General features: G+C 69.6%; 14 protein-coding genes. 8 read left to right on the forward strand and 6 right to left on the reverse strand.

Annotated features, from left to right (window positions below):
• Nucleotide 1: 1 nt before the first annotated feature.
• A complete protein-coding gene (locus HLK59_RS07405) occupies nt 2–1,636 on the forward strand; it encodes a response regulator (protein WP_171140453.1) in 1,635 nt (544 codons plus the stop codon).
• An 87-nt stretch (nt 1,637–1,723) separates the two neighbouring features.
• A complete protein-coding gene (locus tag HLK59_RS07410; protein WP_171140454.1) occupies nt 1,724–2,335 on the forward strand; it encodes a glyoxalase in 612 nt (203 codons plus the stop codon).
• Between the two features lie 292 nt (nt 2,336–2,627).
• Here HLK59_RS07410 and HLK59_RS51905 read toward each other — a convergent pair whose 3' ends face one another.
• Nucleotides 2,628–2,759 carry a hypothetical protein gene (locus HLK59_RS51905; RefSeq protein WP_277349457.1) on the reverse strand — a complete coding sequence of 44 codons (132 nt, stop codon included), beginning with the start codon at nt 2,757–2,759 and terminating at the stop codon, nt 2,628–2,630.
• Between the two features lie 689 nt (nt 2,760–3,448).
• Here HLK59_RS51905 and HLK59_RS07415 point away from each other — a divergent pair.
• From HLK59_RS07415 to HLK59_RS07440, 6 genes are all read left to right on the forward strand, one after another.
• Entirely contained in the window at nt 3,449–4,582 is a 1,134-nt protein-coding gene (locus HLK59_RS07415; RefSeq protein ID WP_171140455.1) for a LacI family DNA-binding transcriptional regulator, read from the forward strand.
• 456 nt (nt 4,583–5,038) lie between these two features.
• Nucleotides 5,039–6,391 carry an extracellular solute-binding protein gene (locus tag HLK59_RS07420; protein ID WP_171140456.1) on the forward strand — a complete coding sequence of 451 codons (1,353 nt, stop codon included), beginning with the start codon at nt 5,039–5,041 and terminating at the stop codon, nt 6,389–6,391.
• Nucleotides 6,392–6,471: 80 nt separating this feature from the next.
• Nucleotides 6,472–7,413 (forward strand): sugar ABC transporter permease, encoded by a 942-nt coding sequence (locus HLK59_RS07425; protein WP_171140457.1) that lies wholly within the window; start codon nt 6,472–6,474, stop codon nt 7,411–7,413.
• A gap of 80 nt (nt 7,414–7,493) precedes the next feature.
• Nucleotides 7,494–8,348, forward strand: a complete 855-nt coding sequence (locus tag HLK59_RS07430; RefSeq protein WP_240982268.1) for a carbohydrate ABC transporter permease — start codon at nt 7,494–7,496, stop codon at nt 8,346–8,348.
• A 55-nt stretch (nt 8,349–8,403) separates the two neighbouring features.
• On the forward strand, nt 8,404–10,548 hold the full coding sequence (locus HLK59_RS07435; RefSeq protein ID WP_171140459.1) for a beta-galactosidase: 2,145 nt from the start codon (nt 8,404–8,406) through the stop codon (nt 10,546–10,548).
• A gap of 41 nt (nt 10,549–10,589) precedes the next feature.
• Nucleotides 10,590–12,395, forward strand: a complete 1,806-nt coding sequence (locus tag HLK59_RS07440; protein ID WP_171140460.1) for an RICIN domain-containing protein — start codon at nt 10,590–10,592, stop codon at nt 12,393–12,395.
• A 64-nt stretch (nt 12,396–12,459) separates the two neighbouring features.
• Here HLK59_RS07440 and HLK59_RS07445 read toward each other — a convergent pair whose 3' ends face one another.
• The 5 genes from HLK59_RS07445 to HLK59_RS07465 form a co-directional block, all read right to left on the reverse strand.
• A complete protein-coding gene (locus tag HLK59_RS07445; RefSeq protein ID WP_171140461.1) occupies nt 12,460–12,987 on the reverse strand; it encodes a hypothetical protein in 528 nt (175 codons plus the stop codon).
• A gap of 62 nt (nt 12,988–13,049) precedes the next feature.
• On the reverse strand, nt 13,050–13,694 hold the full coding sequence (locus HLK59_RS07450) for a hypothetical protein (protein WP_171140462.1): 645 nt from the start codon (nt 13,692–13,694) through the stop codon (nt 13,050–13,052).
• A 36-nt stretch (nt 13,695–13,730) separates the two neighbouring features.
• On the reverse strand, nt 13,731–14,831 hold the full coding sequence (locus HLK59_RS07455) for a magnesium and cobalt transport protein CorA (protein ID WP_171140463.1): 1,101 nt from the start codon (nt 14,829–14,831) through the stop codon (nt 13,731–13,733).
• Between the two features lie 149 nt (nt 14,832–14,980).
• Complete coding sequence (gene lysA / locus HLK59_RS07460; protein ID WP_171140464.1) at nt 14,981–16,315, reverse strand: diaminopimelate decarboxylase; 1,335 nt, start codon at nt 16,313–16,315, stop codon at nt 14,981–14,983.
• A 14-nt stretch (nt 16,316–16,329) separates the two neighbouring features.
• Nucleotides 16,330–16,665, reverse strand: coding sequence for an SAV_915 family protein (locus HLK59_RS07465; RefSeq protein WP_171140465.1), 336 nt, complete (start codon nt 16,663–16,665; stop codon nt 16,330–16,332).
• Nucleotides 16,666–16,744 lie beyond the last annotated feature (79 nt).

The following is a 16,744-nucleotide window of genomic DNA, read 5'->3' on the forward strand; positions in this document are numbered from 1 at the left end:
CATGCAGGTCATCAGAGGGCTGATGGTCGACGACGAGGAACGGAACCAACGGCGTTCGACAGCGCGGCTCAACACCCACTTCGAGAAGTTCGGCTGGCAGGTGCGCTGGGAGACGAAGACCGAGCCGGACGAGGGCCAGGAGTGCATCCGGCTCGCGAACCCGCCGTACGACGTCGTCCTCGTCGACCTGCTCTTCGCACGGGAGGACCTGCCCGAGCTCATCGAACCACGCGGCCTGGAACTCATCACCGAGGCCAGGGAACGCTCGGACCGGACGTACATCATCGCCGTGAGCTCCGGCGATGAGTCGATGCCCGATCTGTTCGACCGCGCGCGGCGCTCGGGGGCGCACCACGTCTTCCGGCGCTACGAGTTCACCCAGGGATCCCTCGACAACAGCCCGGCCGCGATCGTGAAGGCCGTGCGTGAGCATCTTCTGAACAACGGCACGGTGCGCACCGTCGAGCTCGACGCGGACGCGGAGGACCCCGCCGTCCAGTCGATCATCGACGAGGTCGGTGAACCCACCTTGTCCCAGCTCTACAGCAGGATCCTGGAGGCGGAAGGCGCGGAGACGGCGACCATGCGCCTCACGTACCTCACCCCCGGCGCCTCCGGGGCAGTCGTCTGCTCGGTCGCCGCCACGACTCCGGGCAGTCCTGTGCAGCGCCATGTCCTCAAGGCGTCCCGGGATGAGCAGGGGCTGGTGCACGAGGCGGAACAGAACGCCAGAGCCGCGAAGGTGTTCCCGGCCCTGCTGCTGATCCGGCAGCGTCCCGAGCGGCCCGTCGGCCCGGTCAACGGTTGGTACGCACTCGGAGCCCCGCTGCCCGACCACGCCACGACACTGCGGGACTGGCTGGCGGCCGGTCCCGAGCAGGCGGATGTCGCCGACGTGATGATCAAGCTGTTCGGGGAGGGACTGCGGGCGGCGCACATCGAGAATCGCGAGTTGGACACGCCTCTGACCGAGCTGCTGCGGTTTCGCCCCCTGCGGCGCCGACAGGTGCTCCAGGCCTTGGAGCAGCTCTCGCCCGCGCTGGTTCGACCCGACGGCGGTGGCTTGTCGGATGTGAAAGAGCTGACGAGGGAGCTGAGGTCGTTCCTGGAGGAAGGCAGGCCGCTCGGCGTGCCACTGAGCGAGTTGGCCCGGCCGACGGTGACCACCTACGCCCACGGTGATCTGCACGGCGGCAACGTGTTGATCTGTCAGGGACACCATCCGACACCGGTCCTCATCGACACCAGCGCCTTCGCACGGCTGAACTGGGCCGCCGACGTGGCACGGTTCGGCGTCGACCTGCTGATGAGGTCGGTGGACTCGGGAGTGGAATCGATGTTCTTCACCCGCTTCCAGGCCTGGCGCGAGCTGGCCCTGTGTCTCGGTCGGCGCACGCTCGCGGTGCCGCCCGGACCGGAGGCCGCGTTGGTGGCCTTGTCATGGTTGGCCACGCATCTGGACTCGGTCTGTCCGGACGCCGCCGAGCCGGACCGGGCCTGGGAGTGGCATGTCATGCTCGCCGATTACTTGCTGCGGGCCGCCTGTTACCCGGACGTACCCTCCCCGAAGCGCGCGGTCGCCCTTGTGGCGGCGCACGACCAACTGCGTGAGGTGACCAAGCTGCTGGTTCCCTGACCGTCAGGTGGTCATGAACATCGCACTCCCCCGGACCGGTCAGGATTCGAGAAGCGACGGTCGCCGAGGTTCCCTAGCGTGAAGGACATGACTTCCATCGACTGCGTCACCCTCGAAGTTGCCGACCTGGTGGCCGCCGAGCAGTTCTACTCGAACGCCTTCGGCCTGGGCAAAGAGCTGCGGCTGCGGGCCTCCGAGGTACCGACCTCCGGCTTCCGCGGGTTCACCCTCTCGCTCGTCGTCGCCCAGCCGTCGATCGTCGACGGACTCGTCGGCGCCGCCCTCGACGCCGGCGCCACCACCCTCAAGCCCGCCAAGAAGTCCCTGTGGGGCTACGGCGGCGTCGTGCAGGCCCCGGACGGAACCGTCTGGCAGATCGCGACCTCCTCGAAGAAGGACTCCGGCCCGGACAGCCGGCAGATCGACGAGATCGTTCTGCTCCTGGGCGTCTCGGACATGGCCGCGAGCAAGCGGTTCTATGTCGACCGCGGCCTCACGGTGGCCAAGAGCTTCGGCAGCAAGTACGTCGAGTTCGCCTCCTCGTCGAGCCCGGTCAAACTGTCCCTGTACGGCCGTCGCGGCCTGGCCAAGGTCGCCGGCGTACCGCCGGAGGGCACCGGATCACATCGGATCGCCATCGGCAGCGACGCGGGCCCCTTCACGGACCCGGACGGGTTCACTTGGGAGCCCGTGGCATGACGTGAGCCGGGGGGTGCCCCGTGTCGTGGGCAGTCGTGGGTCAGTCGTGGGTCAAGGTGGTCGGGTGGCAGTGTGCTCGCTGGACGAGCGTGACTGCCTCGTGTGCGGCATTGCGAAGCCACGAAATAGGTACCGGGGGACGCGGTCCCACGCCTGGGCATCGGCCTGGCCGTAGTTGGTGGTTTCGGCAGACGCGTCACGCGGTCGGAGCAGACCCGGCCGATCATCTCGACCGGCAGGTCACGCAGGGCCCAAGCCGGGCGGGCGACGTCCTAGCCGGCGTCGCTGACGATCACGATGGGACCGGGTGTCCGGTGTGCCACTGGCCCTTGGTGAGCAGCCGGTCCGCCGTCGAACCGCCGTACATCACTCCGCGCCCACGACCGAGTTCGGGCAACAACGGCCAGTCCACCAGGGACTTCACCGCACCATCGGCACACAGCACTTCGAATGTGACGCCTCCGCGAACGCCTCCATCCGGACGGCCTTCGTCTGGCGATTGCCGGGTCTACGATCTGGTGCGACGGCCCGTTCGAGGCCCAAGCAGGGGCGCGGTGTCAGAGATCGCTCAGTGGCTCAGGGACTGGCATGCCGCACACGAACGTGAACTTCGCGCACGTGGGATCAGCTCGGCGGTAAAGGGACCCGCCACGGGAACCCCGTCCGGAGGGCGGCCGAAGGCCACAGCGGTGGTCCTCACGCTGGAATCGGACGGGCGCTCAGGGAGGGTGTCCCTCTGGGAGTCGGGGTCGACTTCACTGCTCTTCATCGACGTCGGAACCGAGCACACCTGGCAGGACCATGCGGTGCTCACTTCCGAGGACGACCTGCCACAGACCCTGGCGCCCCTCGTGAAACCGGCCGAAGCAGCTGCCGACGGTAGCTGAAAGCCTTCCCTCATCCGTCATCCCCTGCGGCAACCCTTGCGGCACATTCCGTCGCATCGCGCGGTCGGCATTCCGAACACGGGGTTCGTGGGAGGTTACGAATACGTTCCGGACACTTGACGACCCCTGCCTGACTGCGTAGACATGTCAGCGTAGTCAGACAGCGCAGTCAGACGGGTGACACCGGTACTGCTGCGGACCACGACGGTTCGGTTCGGGAGAGACCATGACGCGAGAGGCAGGGCGGGGCGGGAGTTCCGGCGCGCCGCGCAGCGTGGACGTGGCCCGGCTGGCGGGTGTTTCGCAAAAGACGGTGTCCAGGGTCTTCAACGACGAGCCGTACGTCTCCGCCGAAGCACGCCGACGCGTCCTCGATGCCGCCGAAGAACTCGGCTACCGGCTGAACAACGCCGCGCGAGCGCTGGCCTCCGGACGTACCCGCTCCATCGGTGTGGTGACGCTGGGAACCGCCCTGTACGGACCTGCCTCCCTGATCATGGGGGTGGAGCGTGCCGTACGGGACACCGGTTACGCCCTGCGGGTCGTCAACACCATGGAGGGCGACTCGGGCGGGATCGGCGGGGCCGTCGACTCGCTCCTCGACCAGGGCGTGGACGGCATCGTGATCTCCGAGCCGATCGATGACGGGCAGGACGGTGACCTCGCGGCCCGCCTCGACGTACCGGTCCTCGTCCTGGGCGCGCCACCGTTGCCAGCGCCCAGGGCACTCGCCGCCGGCGTCGGCGCCGATCTGATGGCGCGGACGGCCACCGAGCATCTGCTGGACCTGGGACACCCGACGGTCCACCACCTCGCCGGACCACGACGGTGGTACTCCGCCCGTGACCGTACGGAGGGCTGGCGATCCGCGCTCATCGCGAACGGCAGGGCGGTGCCACCTGTCGTCGAGGGCGACTGGTCGGCGGCCTCCGGTCATGCGGCGGGCCGTGAACTGGCCGGTGTCGGAGACATGACCGCGGTGTTCGCCGCCAACGACGACATGGCGATCGGTTTCATCCGGGCGCTCACGGAGTCCGGCTTGCGCGTGCCGCAGGACGTCAGTGTCGTCGGCTTCGACGACATTCCCGTAGCGGCCTATGTGTCTCCTCCGCTCACCACGGTGCGTCAGCCGTTCGACGTGGTGGCGCAGGAGGCCGTCAAACGTCTCGTGCACACCATCGAGAACCCGCGGGCGGACCCGTTGCCGGCGAGTGAGCCACCGGTGGACCTCGTGGTCCGCGCCTCGACCGCTCCGCCACCGGCCCGGACACCCCGAGGTCGTCGTAGGGGCACCGGCTCCCGTCCGAGCGCGGCCCGGCACGGTCCGGCGCTGGAAGGAGGTCCGTCCGCCCATGACTGACCGGAGCGGTCCGGCCCGAGCCGGGCCCGTCAGCGCCGGGCGCGGGGTCACCCGGCGGGCCGCCGCACCGCTCCCCGCATCCCTCGCCGCTTCACCGACCGCGTCCTCGCACGGCACGGAGACCCCGTCACCCGGGCGACGCGTCCTCTCCTCTCACGCGGCTGCCGCCGAGTAGGTCCGCCGCGACAACGCTCCGTTCCGTCCCATGCCTTCCCCGGCCGCAGGCCTCCCGCTCAGCGGCAGCGGAACGCCCACCGGCGAAGGTCCCGAGGACGTACGCCCACACCCTGTCGACCCCAGGGTCCTGACGGCCGGCACGCCCGAGCCCTCCTTCTCCCTCGTCACCTCTCCCTCGTCACCTCCTCCTCCGCACGCCTGCCTCCGGCGTGCCCTTCACCCAGTCATCGGCGGGAGTTCACCGTGCGCAGAACCAGTTCCACCCCCAGCCCTTCCCAGATGAGCCGTCGGCTCTTCCTCACCACCGCGGGAGCGGTCTCGTTGGGAGCCGTACTGTCCGCCTGCGGCAGTGGCGACAGCGGCAGTTCGTCCGGCTCCGCCAAGCCGGTCAGCCAGGCCGACATCGACAAGGCGATGAAGACGCCGACCCAGCTGACGTTCTGGACCTGGGTCCCGAACATCGCCAAGGAAGTCGCCCTCTTCGAGAAGAAGTACCCGGCGATCAAGGTCAAGGTCGTCAACGCCGGTCAGGGCACCCCGCAGTACACCAAGCTGCGCACGGCGCTGAAGGCCGGCAGCGGCGCGCCGGACATGGTGCAGATCGAGTACCAGGCCATCCCGACCTTCACCATCACCGACAGCCTGCTGGATCTGCGGCCGTACGGCGCGTCCGCTCTCAAGAACCGTTTCGTGGACTGGACTTGGGGCCAGATCAGCGGAAGCGACGGTGAGGTCTGGGCGATCCCGCAGGACACCGGCCCGATGGGCATGCTGTACCGCAAGGACATCTTCGACAAGCACGGCATCGAAGTGCCGGAGACCTGGGACGAGTTCGCCGAGGCGGCCCGCAAGCTCCACGCGGCCGACCCCGACGTCTACCTCACCAACCTCGCGGCCAACCAGCCCGCCGCCTGGCACGGCCTGCTGTGGCAGGCGGACGCCAAGCCGTATGTCACCGCCGGCAAGAGCGACATCACCATCAGCGTCGACGACGCGGCCTCGAAGAAGCTCGGCGAATACTGGGGCACTCTCGCGAAGGAAGGGGTCATCGGGGTCGAGCCGGACTTCACCGACTCCTGGTACGCGGCCCTCAACAAGGGCAAGTACGCCACCTGGCTCACCGCGGCCTGGGGCCCGGTCTTCCTCTCCGGCTCCGCCAAGTCCACCGCCGGAAAGTGGCGGGCGGCCCCGCTGCCGCAGTGGGACGCCGCCAAGCCCAGCTCGGGCAACTGGGGCGGCTCCACCACCGCGGTCATCCGCTCCACCAAGAACCCGGTCGCGGCGGCGATGTTCGCCCAGTTCCTCAACAGCGACCCGGCGAGCGCGAAGATGTTCGCCACCGAGCAGTTCTTCTTCCCCGCCACCAAGGCCCTGCTCACCGACGCGTCGTTCACCGGCGACGCTCCCACCTTCTACGGCGGCCAGAAGGTCAACCAGGTCTTCGCCGACATCGGCGACACCGTCTCGCCCTCCTTCCAGTGGCCGCCGTTCCTCGACCAGGCGGCGACCGACTGGACCGAGACGGTCGGCACCTCCCTGGCCGACAAGTCCGACACGGTCGCGGCGCTCGGCAGCTGGCAGGAGCGGCTCGTCACCTACGCCAAGAAGCAGGGCTTCACCGTCCACTCCTGACGGTTCGCGGGGTCCCGCGCGCCGGCGCGGGGCCCGCCCGTCCCACCTCAGCCCAACCCCTCCCCCAGAAAGGGCCGATGATGACTGCCACGACCGCGGCCGCTGCCAAGGGCCGGCGCCGGGACGGGCCGACACGTCCCCGACGCGGCGGCAAGGGCCACCGCCCCTCGGCGGGGCCGCTGTTCGTCGCACCGTTCATGGTGCTGTTCCTCCTGCTGTTCCTCGCGCCGCTCGGCTACGCCGCCTACCTGAGCCTCTTCCAGGAACGCCTCATCGGCGGCACGGTGTTCGTGGGACTCGACAATTACGCCCAGGCACTCGGCGATTCGCAGTTCCTGCACGGAGTCGGACGGGTGGCGCTGTTCTTCCTGATCCAGGTCCCCGTCATGCTGCTGCTCGCGCTGCTGTTCGCGCTCGCCCTGGACAGCGGCCTGCTACGGCTCGCCCGGGTGATCCGGCTCGGCATCTTCGTGCCCTACGCCGTGCCCAGCGTGGTCGCCACCCTCATGTGGGGTTACCTCTACGGCCCGGACTTCGGCCCGTTCGCCCAGCTGAGCCGGCACCTGGATCTGCCGGTCCCGGACTTCCTGAGCGACGGCTGGATGCTCGGCAGCCTCGCGAACATCGTGACCTGGGAGTTCGTCGGCTACAACATGATCATCCTGTACGCCGCGCTGCGCACCGTCCCCACCGAGCTGTACGAGGCGGCCGCGGTGGACGGAGCGGGCGCCTGGCGTATCGCGTGGTCCATCAAACTCCCCGCACTGCGCCCGGCGTTGCTGCTCACCCTGCTGTTCTCCGTGATCGGCAGCTTCCAGCTCTTCAACGAACCCAAGCTCCTGATGAACGTCGCCCCGGACGTCATCAGCAGCTCCTACACCGCCAACCTGTACGCCTACTCCCTCTCCTTCACCGGCCAGCAGGTCAACTACGCGGCCACGGTGTCCTTCCTCCTGGGCCTCCTCATCGTGATCGCCTCCTACGGCGTCCTGCTCACCGCCAACCGCAGGAGGACCTCGTGACGACCCTCACTCCCCCGGCCGCCGTCGAACCCACCTCTCGGCGCACTGCCGGCAAGGACCGCACCAAGGGCCGCAGGCCGTTGTCCGGTCGTCGCAGCACCCCGCTGACCATCGCCATGCTCGCCGCCCTCGCCTACTTCCTCCTCCCCCTGTTCTGGCTGCTGATCGCCTCGACCAAGAGCACCCAGGACCTCTTCAACAGCTTCGGCCTGTGGTTCTCCCACGCCCCTCAGCTCCTGACGAACATCAAGGAGACCTTCACCCAGGACGACGGCGTCTTCCTGCGCTGGCTGCTCAACACGGTCGCGTACGCGGGTGTCAGCGCGATCGGCGCCGCCCTGCTCGCCGCGGCCAGCGGCTACGGGTTCGCCAAGTTCCGCTTCCGCGGCAACCGGGCCGCCTTCAACCTCGTCCTCGGCGCCGTCATGGTGCCGACCACGGCCCTGGCGATCCCCACCTACCTGCTCTTCGCGAAGGCGGGCCTGGTCAACACCCCCTGGGCGATCATCCTGCCCTCGCTCGTCAACCCGTTCGGCCTGTACCTGATGCGCGTCTACGCCGAGGACGCCGTACCGGACAGCATCCTGGAGGCCGCCCGCATCGACGGCGCCGGCGAGGCCCGGATCTTCTTCCGGATCGTTCTGCGGCTGCTGGGCCCCGGTCTGGTGACCGTCCTGCTGTTCACCCTCGTGGCGACCTGGAACAACTACTTCCTGCCGCTGATCATGCTCAACGATCCGGACCTGTACCCCATCACGGTCGGTCTCTCGTCCTGGGCCGCGCAGGCCCAGAACGGCGGGGCGGGCGCCAGCAGCGACATGCTCGCGCTCGTCGTGACCGGATCCCTGATCTCGATCCTGCCCCTCGTCGTGGCCTTCCTGATGCTCCAGCGCTACTGGCAGAGCGGACTGGCCTCCGGCGGCGTCAAGCAATAGCGCGCACCACGCTCGTACCTTCCCCGTTTCCCCGTCTCATCGGAGGTTTCCCTTCATGGCGGCTCTGCCTGCCCGTGTCCTCTTCGGCGCCGCGTACTACCACGAGTACACGCCCGCCTACGACCCCGGACTGCGTCCCGACGAACAGCTGAAGACCGACCTGGACCTGATGGCCGAGGCGCACTTCACCGTGATCCGGGTGGGCGAGTCGGTCTGGTCGACCTGGGAGCCCACGAGCGGCCGCTTCGACCTCGACTGGCTGCAACCCGTCCTCGACGGCGCCCATGAGCGCGGCATCTCCGTCGTCCTCGGCACACCGACGTACGCCGTGCCGCCGTGGCTGGCACGCCAGTACCCGGAGATCACCGGTGAGCGGCGCACCGGCGAGCGCATCGGCTGGGGCGCCCGCCAGGAGGTCGACTTCACCCACCCCGCGTTCCGTTTCCACGCGGAGCGGGTGATCCGCGAGATCGTCGCCCGGTACGCCGACCACCCGGCGGTCATCGGCTGGCAGGTCGACAACGAACCGGGCCTGCACCTCTTCCACAACCACGGCGTCTTCCAGCGCTTCGTGGACCACCTGCGGGAGAGGTACGGCGACGTCGAGACCCTCAACCGCGAGTGGGGCCTGGTCTACTGGTCGCACCGCCTGTCGACCTGGGCCGATCTGTGGACCCCGGACGGCAACGAGCAGCCCCAGTACGACGTCGCCTGGCGGGAGTTCCAGGCCCGGCAGGTCACCGAGTTCATCGGCTGGCAGGCCGACATCGTCCGCGAGTACGCCCACCCCGGGCACTTCGTCACGACCTGCATCTCGTACACCCGCCAGGGGGTGGAGGACGACGCGATGACGGACCGTCTCGACATCGCCTCCGGCAACCCGTACTACGACATGCAGGACGGGCTGCTGCTGCCCGACCCGACACCGGACGAGCACGAGCAGGCCTGGAAGAGCACCGGCGTGTGGGCGATGTACCAGACGGCCGACCGGATGTTCTCCTCCCGGCAGCAGCCGTTCCTCGTCACCGAGACCAACGCGAACTCCATCGGCTTCCCCTGGGACAACCGTCCGGGCTACGACGGCCAGTGGCGGCAGGCCGCCTGGGCGCACGTCGCGCGCGGTGCGCGGATGATCGAGTACTGGCAGTGGCAGACCCTGCGCTTCGGCGCGGAGACGTACTGGGGCGGGGTGCTGCCGCACAGTGGACGGCCCGGCCGCACCTACGCCGAACTGGCCCGCCTGGGCGTCGAGTTCGACAAGGCCGGCCCCCTCGTCGCCGGGCTCGAACCGGACGCCGACATCACGATGGTCTACTCGCTGCCGAGCAAGTGGCTGATGCAGAAGTACCCGCCGCTGTCCCGGCCGAACGGCGAACCCGACCCCGCCTCCTACCATCGCGTCTTCGACCCCTTCTACCGCGGCGCCTTCGACGCCGGCCGCCAGGTCCGCATCGTCCACGCACGCCAGTTGCACGACCCCAGCGGACAGCGGGAGGGAATGACGGCCGAGGAGGCCGTGCGACGCCATCCGGTCCTCGTCGCCCCCGCCCTGTACCTCGTCGACGACGCCACGCTCGACTGGCTCGCCGCCTACGCCCACGCGGGCGGCCACCTCGTGCTCGGTCCGCGCACCGCGTACGCCGACCACGAGGCCCGCGCCCGGACCGAGCCTGCCCCAGGGCGTCTCACCGAGGCCGCTGGCATCCACTACGACGAGTTCAGCAACCTCACCCACGACGTGCCCGTCCATGTCGAACCCGGCGGCCCGCTCAGGGCGAACGGGACCGCGACGCACTGGATCGAGTGCCTCACGGCCGTGGACGCCGACGTGCTGGCCTCCTACGACCACCCGCACTTCGGCCGCTGGCCCGCTGTCACCACCCGTCGGCACGGCGCCGGACGCATCACCTGTGTGGGCACGGTGCCCGGCCGCGACCTCGCCCGGACACTGGCCGACTGGCTCGCTCCGGCCGCACAGAGCGGGTGGCAGGGGCTCCCGACATCCGTGACGGCGACGACCGGTGTCTCCCCCGACGGACGCCGCGTCCACATCGTGCACAACTGGAGCTGGGAGCCCGCACGCGCCTATGCCCCGGTCGACCTCTCCGACGTCCTGAGCGACGCCCCCGTTCCGGCCGGCACCGCCCTGGAGCTGGGCCCCTGGGACGTACGCGTCCTTGTCGCCGCCGACAACAGCTGAACCCCCCGGCCCCACCGTGGCCGTTCACAGACGGAGGAACCATGCAGAGAAGATCCCTGGGCAGGGCGCTGGGCACCTTCGCCGCCGCGTCCGCGTTGCTGGCCATACCCGCCTCCGGCGCGCAGGCGTACAACCCGACGGGCGGCACCCTGTACCAACTCGGCAGCGAGCCGTGCCTCAAGGGGCGCGGCAACTGCGCGGTCTACCCCAAGTCGGCCCAGCTGCCGAGCGGTCGGCTGGTGGCCGCGTTCGAGAAGTCCACCGTCGTCACCTCGACGGGCAGCGCCGACGGACAGACCCTCCCGGTCTACAAAAGCGATGACGACGGCACCTCGTGGCAGCCGCTGTCCGAGGTCAAGGCCCCGGCGTACCTCTCCACCGATCCCCAGTACGCGAAGTACACGAGCAACTGGACCAACCCGTACCTCTACACGCTTCCCCAGGACGTCGGGGACCTGAAGCAGGGCACCCTGCTCCTCGCCACGGTCGTCTCGGGCGATGACCACTACTACAAGGAGCACAAGGCGGCCGACCCCAACTGGACGCCGTCCAACGACGGTGACCGCAAGGATCTGGCGATCGCCCTGTACTCCAGCACCGACGACGGCGCGACCTGGAAGATCAACAACGTCGTCGCCACCGGAGGCTGGCAGGGCGGCAGCGCCGGCGCCACTGGCCAGAACATCGCCGCCGCCAACACGAACCGCCAGGTGGACCCCCTCTGGGAGCCCTATCTGATGGTCCACAAGGGCCGGCTCGTCTGCTACTACTCCGACGAGAACGACTACACCGGCTTCGACGCGACCACCGGTGTCCCGACCCTCGACCCCGCGAACGACACCGCCACGGACTCCCTCGGCCAGATCCTCGTCCACAGGACCTGGGACGGCCGCAGCACGAGCTGGAGCGCTCCCGTCGTCGACATCGCCGGTATGACCCAGGACATGGGCGGCGGCAAGACGGAGATCGGAGGCGGCCGGCCCGGCATGACCAACGTCGTCCGCACCACGGACGGCAAGTGGATGATCACCTACGAGTACTGGGGCGGCGGTGCCAACACCCGCTACCAGTTCGCCGACGACCCGCTGAAGTTCTTCACCGGATCGGCCACCGGGACAGGGGTCGACTCACTGCCGGTCGCCACCGGTTCGCACCCCCTCAGCATGAACGGCAGCCCGGTCCTCATCAGGCTCCCCGGTGGCCGCCTGGTCTACAACGCCGCGGGCAGCGGCAACGTCTGGGTCAACGAGAGCGGACGCGTCGACGGCACGTGGACGGAGTACCAGACGACCTCACCGGCCGCGTACAGCCGCAACCTCCAGTACGTCGACGGCACCGGCCGCGTCGTGATCCTCAACAACCAGGGCACGTCGACGCTCAAGTTCGCCGAGGTCGACCTCGGCCACTCGGACGGCGCCTACTACCAACTGGTGAACCGCAGGACGGACCAGGTGATCGGGACCGGGAACAAGACCAACGACGCGAACATCGGCAACGGTGACGTGCCCGACGTACGTCTTGAGGCCCCCGGCTCGGCGGCGAACACGGACACCCAGTTCTGGCATGTGGTGACCGAACCGGGCGGCGGAGTCACGCTGTTGAACAAGTCGGGCGGCCGGGCGGCGGCCGTCTGGACGGGGAACGCGACGACCGGCCAGAAGATCGGCCAGTGGGTCGACAACAGCGGTACGGGCAGCTGGAACCTCGTGAAGACCAGCGACGGGTTCTACCGGCTCCAGTCCGTGAAGAACACCAGCCTGTACCTGACCGGTGCGGCCGCCGGAGCCCAACTCACCTTGCAGAGCGCGCTCACCGACGGCTCCCAGGACTGGGAGCTCGTCCAGTAGCCCCTTGTCCGGAGGTGGGCGTCGGAGCCGCGTCCGGCGGACGTACGTCTGCCGACGCCCATGGTCAGGTGCCGACGTTCTCGATGATCTCCCGCACCTGGCGATTCAGCGAGGGCGCCCACCACGTGGACACCGGCGCCAGCCGGCTGACGGCCGCCCCCAGCCACTCCGGGTCACCCAGGCGGTGCAGTGCCCTGGCCTCGGACGTCCTCCGGAACAGGGCCTCCACCATGTACACGTGGAGGCCCGTATAGGGGCGCTCGTGATGGGTGTAGTTCACCGACCAGTGCTCGTACGGATGGCGAAGGATTCCGCCCACGGAACAGCCGCCGGGGCCGGTCTCCATGTAGCTGCTGCCGAGCGTGCCCAGCACGCCCATGGTGCGAGTGGCGTGCCATGCCTTATGGGTGGCTCGGATCCTCAGTTCCACGAACTTGGACCACGGGAGGACGGCCAGGGGTTCCGGCGCTCCGGGCTCGTGGTGCTCCATACCCTCGGCGGTGAGAACCAGGCACGAGCCGCCCTCCCGCTTCGGGTCCCCGATGATCCAGCGGTCCCCGACCAGCTCCAGTGGCCCCAGGTATCCCGTCATGATCCCCCGTCGGTCGTGTGTTCGCCCGGCCCGTGAGCCTACCCCGCGGCCGGCCTGCCCTCTCAGGTGCGAGGGCGGGGCGACGCGTCGCGCAGCCTCCAGATGTCCTTCCACTGCCGGGTGTGGGCGGCCGCCAGCGGTGGGTCGGGCGCGTCGGCCCGCTGTACGGCGAGGCTGACACCGCACTGTCCGCACAGGTGGTGGATCCAGTGGTGACCGTCGTGCCAGGCACTGGTGTTGTCCTGGGTTCCGCAGACGGGGCAGGTCAGCGCGGCAGTTCGAGCGGGCGGGACCGACGCACGCAGCACCCGCTCGACGACCACGGGCAACGGCTCGTCGGGGTGCATCGCCGGATCGGGACAGAAGGCGATGCTCCCCCACCTGTGCTGCCGGTCTCGCCAGGACCCGTCCGTCGGCACCTGCCGAGAGCCACGTGCCTTCTCCGCTCGACGACGAGTGAGATAGGCGCGTTCGTCCGCGAGCCACAGCTGCCGGGCAGCGTGCAGCTCCGCCATGGCGCGTACGACCGAGCCCGGGTCCTGATCCGGGTCCCTGGGGATCCCCGCGCTGTGGCAGAGGTGGTGATAGGTGGCCCGGAAGCCGTAGGGCGCGAAGTGGACGAGACAGGACCGCAGATTCGTGTGGCGGACACGCGCGGGCAGGCTCTCGTCGTGGACCCGCCGGCGGTGCGTGGTGAAGCTGCTCATCCCCGGACACTACGGCCGGCCGGGCACGAGGAGGGCCTACAACCAGCCATTGCGCTTGAAATTCCGGTGCAGGACGAGGCAGGCCGTGGCGATGACGGTCAGGACGAGGGGGTAGCCGAAGGTCCAGCGCAGTTCCGGCATGTGGTCGAAGTTCATGCCGTAGACGCCGCAGACCATGGTCGGTACGGCGATGATCGCGGCCCAGGCGGTGATCTTCCGCATGTCCTCGTTCTGGGCGACGGTGACCTGCGCGAGGTGGGCCTGGAGGATCGAGTCGAGCAGGACGTCGTAGGCGTTGATCTGATCGGTGACGCGGGTGAGGTGGTCGGTGACGTCCCGGAAGTACGCCTGTATCTCCTTGTCCACGCAGGCACGCGGCTCGGTGGCGAGCCGGTCCAGGGGGCGGGCGAGCGGGACCACGGCCCGCTTCAGTTCCAGGAGTTCACGCTTGAGCTGGTAGATGCGGCCGGCGTCGGCGTTGCGGGGGCTGCGCGGGGAGAAGACGTCGCTCTCGACCTGGTCGATGTCGTTCTGGACGGAGTCGGTGACCGTGACGTAGTCGTCGACGACGTGGTCGGCGATGGCGTGCAGGACCGCGGAGGGGCCCTTGGCCATCAGCTCTGGGTGGGCTTCGAGGTCCTCTCGCAGCGGGCCGAGGGAGCCGTGGCGGCCGTGGCGGACGGTGACGACGAAGTCGGGGCCGGTGAAGACCATGATCTCGCCGGTGTCGACGACCTCGCTGTTCGCGGTCAGTTCGGCGTGCTCTACGTAGGTGACGGTCTTGAAGACGGAGAACAGGACCTCGCCGTACTGCTCGATCTTGGGGCGCTGATGGGCGTGGACGGCGTCCTCGACGGCGAGGGGGTGCAGGCCGAAGAGTTCCGCGACACCGGCGAACTCCTCCTCCCCCGGTTCGTGCAGGCCCAGCCAGACGAAGCCGCCCCGGTGCTTGCGGGCGTAGCGCACGGATTCCTCCACGGAATCCCTTGCGGGGCGGCGGACGCCGTCGTGGTAGACGACACAGTTGACCACCGTCGAGCCGAGCGGGGAGCGGGCCGGGTGGCTGAGGTCCACACGGCGACGGCGGGTGCGCCGCGCCAGGTTCGCGACTTTGCGCAGGTTGCCGACCATCGACATGCGGGACTTCTCCTTCAGCGGACCATTGGATCCGGACAGTGTGCCAAACGACGGTAAGGCCGACGTCAGAGCCGGCCCTTCCCACGGAACACCAGGTGGACGACGGTGCCCAGGAGGGCGGCGACCGCCCCCCTCCGGCACATGGCCGGCTACAGGCCGACATCCCTGCTGCGGATGTCCTCCAAGGACTCCCGCCGGACCAGGAGGCGGGCGATGCCGTCGCGTACGGCGGCCACGGGTGGGCGGCCGACCAGGTTGTAGTCGGAGGCCATCGACAGGTGGTAGGCGCCGGCCACGGGTACGGCGAGGAGGTCGCCGGGGCGTACGTCGGCGGGGAGTTCGACGTCGGCGGCCAGGACGTCGCCCGCCTCGCAGTGCCGCCCGACCACGGTCACCCGGGCCGGGGCCGCGATGCTGTGCCTGCCGACGAGCCGGGGCGCGTACCGCACGCCGTACAGGGCCGGGCGCGGGTTGTCGCTCATGCCGCCGTCCACGGCGACGTACGTGTGCGGGCCGGTGTGCTTGACGGACAGCACGTGGTAGAGCGCGACACCCGCGGGGCCCGCGATCGCCCGGCCCGGTTCGATGATCAGCCGAGGGACGGGGAGTCCGGCCGCGGCGCACGCGTCGGTGAGTTCGGTGCGGACCCTGCGGGCCAGTGACGTCAGGTCCAGGGCCCGCTCGCCGGGGCGGTAGGCGACGCCGTGGCCGCCCCCGAGGTCGAGTTCGGGCAGGATCAGTCCGTGCTGTTCGTGGAGCCGGGCCATCAGGCCCACCATGCGGCGTACGGCGGCGAGGTAGGGCTTGACGCTGGTGATCTGTGAGCCCAAGTGGCAGTGCAGACCGGTGAGTTCGAGCTGCGGCTGATCGAGTATGCGGGCGATGGCGTGCTGGGCGTAGCCGTCGGCGATGGACAGTCCGAACTTCTGGTCGTCCGTGCCGGTGCGGATCTTCTCGTGGCAGCCGGCGCTGATGCCGGGCACCACCCGGACCATCACCCTCTGGTGGCCTCCGGGACCGACCGCCGCGGCCAGCCGGGCGATCTCCGAGGGGCTGTCGATGACGATCCGGCCGACGCCCAGGCGCAGGGCGGCCGCCAGGTCCTGGGGCGACTTGGCGTTGCCGTGCAGGGTGATCCGGTCCGGCGGGAAGCCGGTGGTGACGGCGAGTTCGAGTTCGCCGGCCGAGCAGACGTCCAGGCCGAGGCCCTCCTCGTCGACCCAGTGGGCCATGGCCCGGCACAGGAACGCCTTGGCGGCGTACAGGACTTCGGCCTCGGGGAAGGCGTCCCGGTAGGTGCGGCAGCGGTCGCGGACCTCGGCCTCGTCGAGGACGTAGACGGGGGTGCCGAAGCGGTCGGCGATCTCCGCGAGCGCTACGCCGCCCACGGCGAGGTCGCCGTGCCGGGACCCGGCGGTGGAGGCGGGCCACACCGACAGTTCGGCGGACTCGGTGGTGGCGGTGGGTTCGTGAACGGTGGTCATCGTGACTGCCCCTCTCAGGCAGTCCGCAGGACGGGAACAGGAGCGGCGGGCTCGACCGGAGTGGGAGCCGGTGCCGAGAACTGCGGGTCCACCGTGACGGTGGTGATGCCGAGCGGGGCGGTGAGCGCGCGCAGGGCGGGCGCGGCGAGGCGGATCCATGCCTGGGCGGGGCCGAGCGTGGCGGTCAGGCGGGATACGGAGGTGAAGCCGACGGCCGTGCGGTCGCCGAGCGGGGTGCGGAAGAGCCGGGCCGCACAGCCGCAGGGACCCGGCCGGACCGGGACGTAGAGGGGTCCGGCCGGGAACCGATCGGAGGGTTCGGGGTCGTCGTCCTGAAGGAGTTCTGCCATGTGAGGCCTCCTGGAAGGCAGGGTGCAGGTGATCGGTGAGGCCCCGGACGCGGGGAGGCGGACCGGGGCGCTCGCCCTC

Source organism: Streptomyces sp. S3(2020) (assembly GCF_013044505.1).
Classification (GTDB): Bacteria; Actinomycetota; Actinomycetes; order Streptomycetales; family Streptomycetaceae; genus Streptomyces.

What these genes read in the sequence shown, in the direction of transcription:
- HLK59_RS07405 (WP_171140453.1), top strand. Translation starts at nt 2, where the DNA reads ATGCAGGTCATCAGAGGGCTGATGGTCGACGACGAGGAACGGAACCAA.
- HLK59_RS07410 (WP_171140454.1), top strand. Translation starts at nt 1,724, where the DNA reads ATGACTTCCATCGACTGCGTCACCCTCGAAGTTGCCGACCTGGTGGCC.
- HLK59_RS07415 (WP_171140455.1), top strand. Translation starts at nt 3,449, where the DNA reads ATGACGCGAGAGGCAGGGCGGGGCGGGAGTTCCGGCGCGCCGCGCAGC.
- HLK59_RS07420 (WP_171140456.1), top strand. Translation starts at nt 5,039, where the DNA reads ATGAGCCGTCGGCTCTTCCTCACCACCGCGGGAGCGGTCTCGTTGGGA.
- HLK59_RS07425 (WP_171140457.1), top strand. Translation starts at nt 6,472, where the DNA reads ATGACTGCCACGACCGCGGCCGCTGCCAAGGGCCGGCGCCGGGACGGG.
- HLK59_RS07435 (WP_171140459.1), top strand. Translation starts at nt 8,404, where the DNA reads ATGGCGGCTCTGCCTGCCCGTGTCCTCTTCGGCGCCGCGTACTACCAC.
- HLK59_RS07440 (WP_171140460.1), top strand. Translation starts at nt 10,590, where the DNA reads ATGCAGAGAAGATCCCTGGGCAGGGCGCTGGGCACCTTCGCCGCCGCG.
- HLK59_RS07445 (WP_171140461.1), bottom strand. Translation starts at nt 12,987, where the DNA reads ATGACGGGATACCTGGGGCCACTGGAGCTGGTCGGGGACCGCTGGATC.
- HLK59_RS07450 (WP_171140462.1), bottom strand. Translation starts at nt 13,694, where the DNA reads ATGAGCAGCTTCACCACGCACCGCCGGCGGGTCCACGACGAGAGCCTG.
- HLK59_RS07455 (WP_171140463.1), bottom strand. Translation starts at nt 14,831, where the DNA reads ATGTCGATGGTCGGCAACCTGCGCAAAGTCGCGAACCTGGCGCGGCGC.
- lysA (WP_171140464.1), bottom strand. Translation starts at nt 16,315, where the DNA reads ATGACCACCGTTCACGAACCCACCGCCACCACCGAGTCCGCCGAACTG.
- HLK59_RS07465 (WP_171140465.1), bottom strand. Translation starts at nt 16,665, where the DNA reads ATGGCAGAACTCCTTCAGGACGACGACCCCGAACCCTCCGATCGGTTC.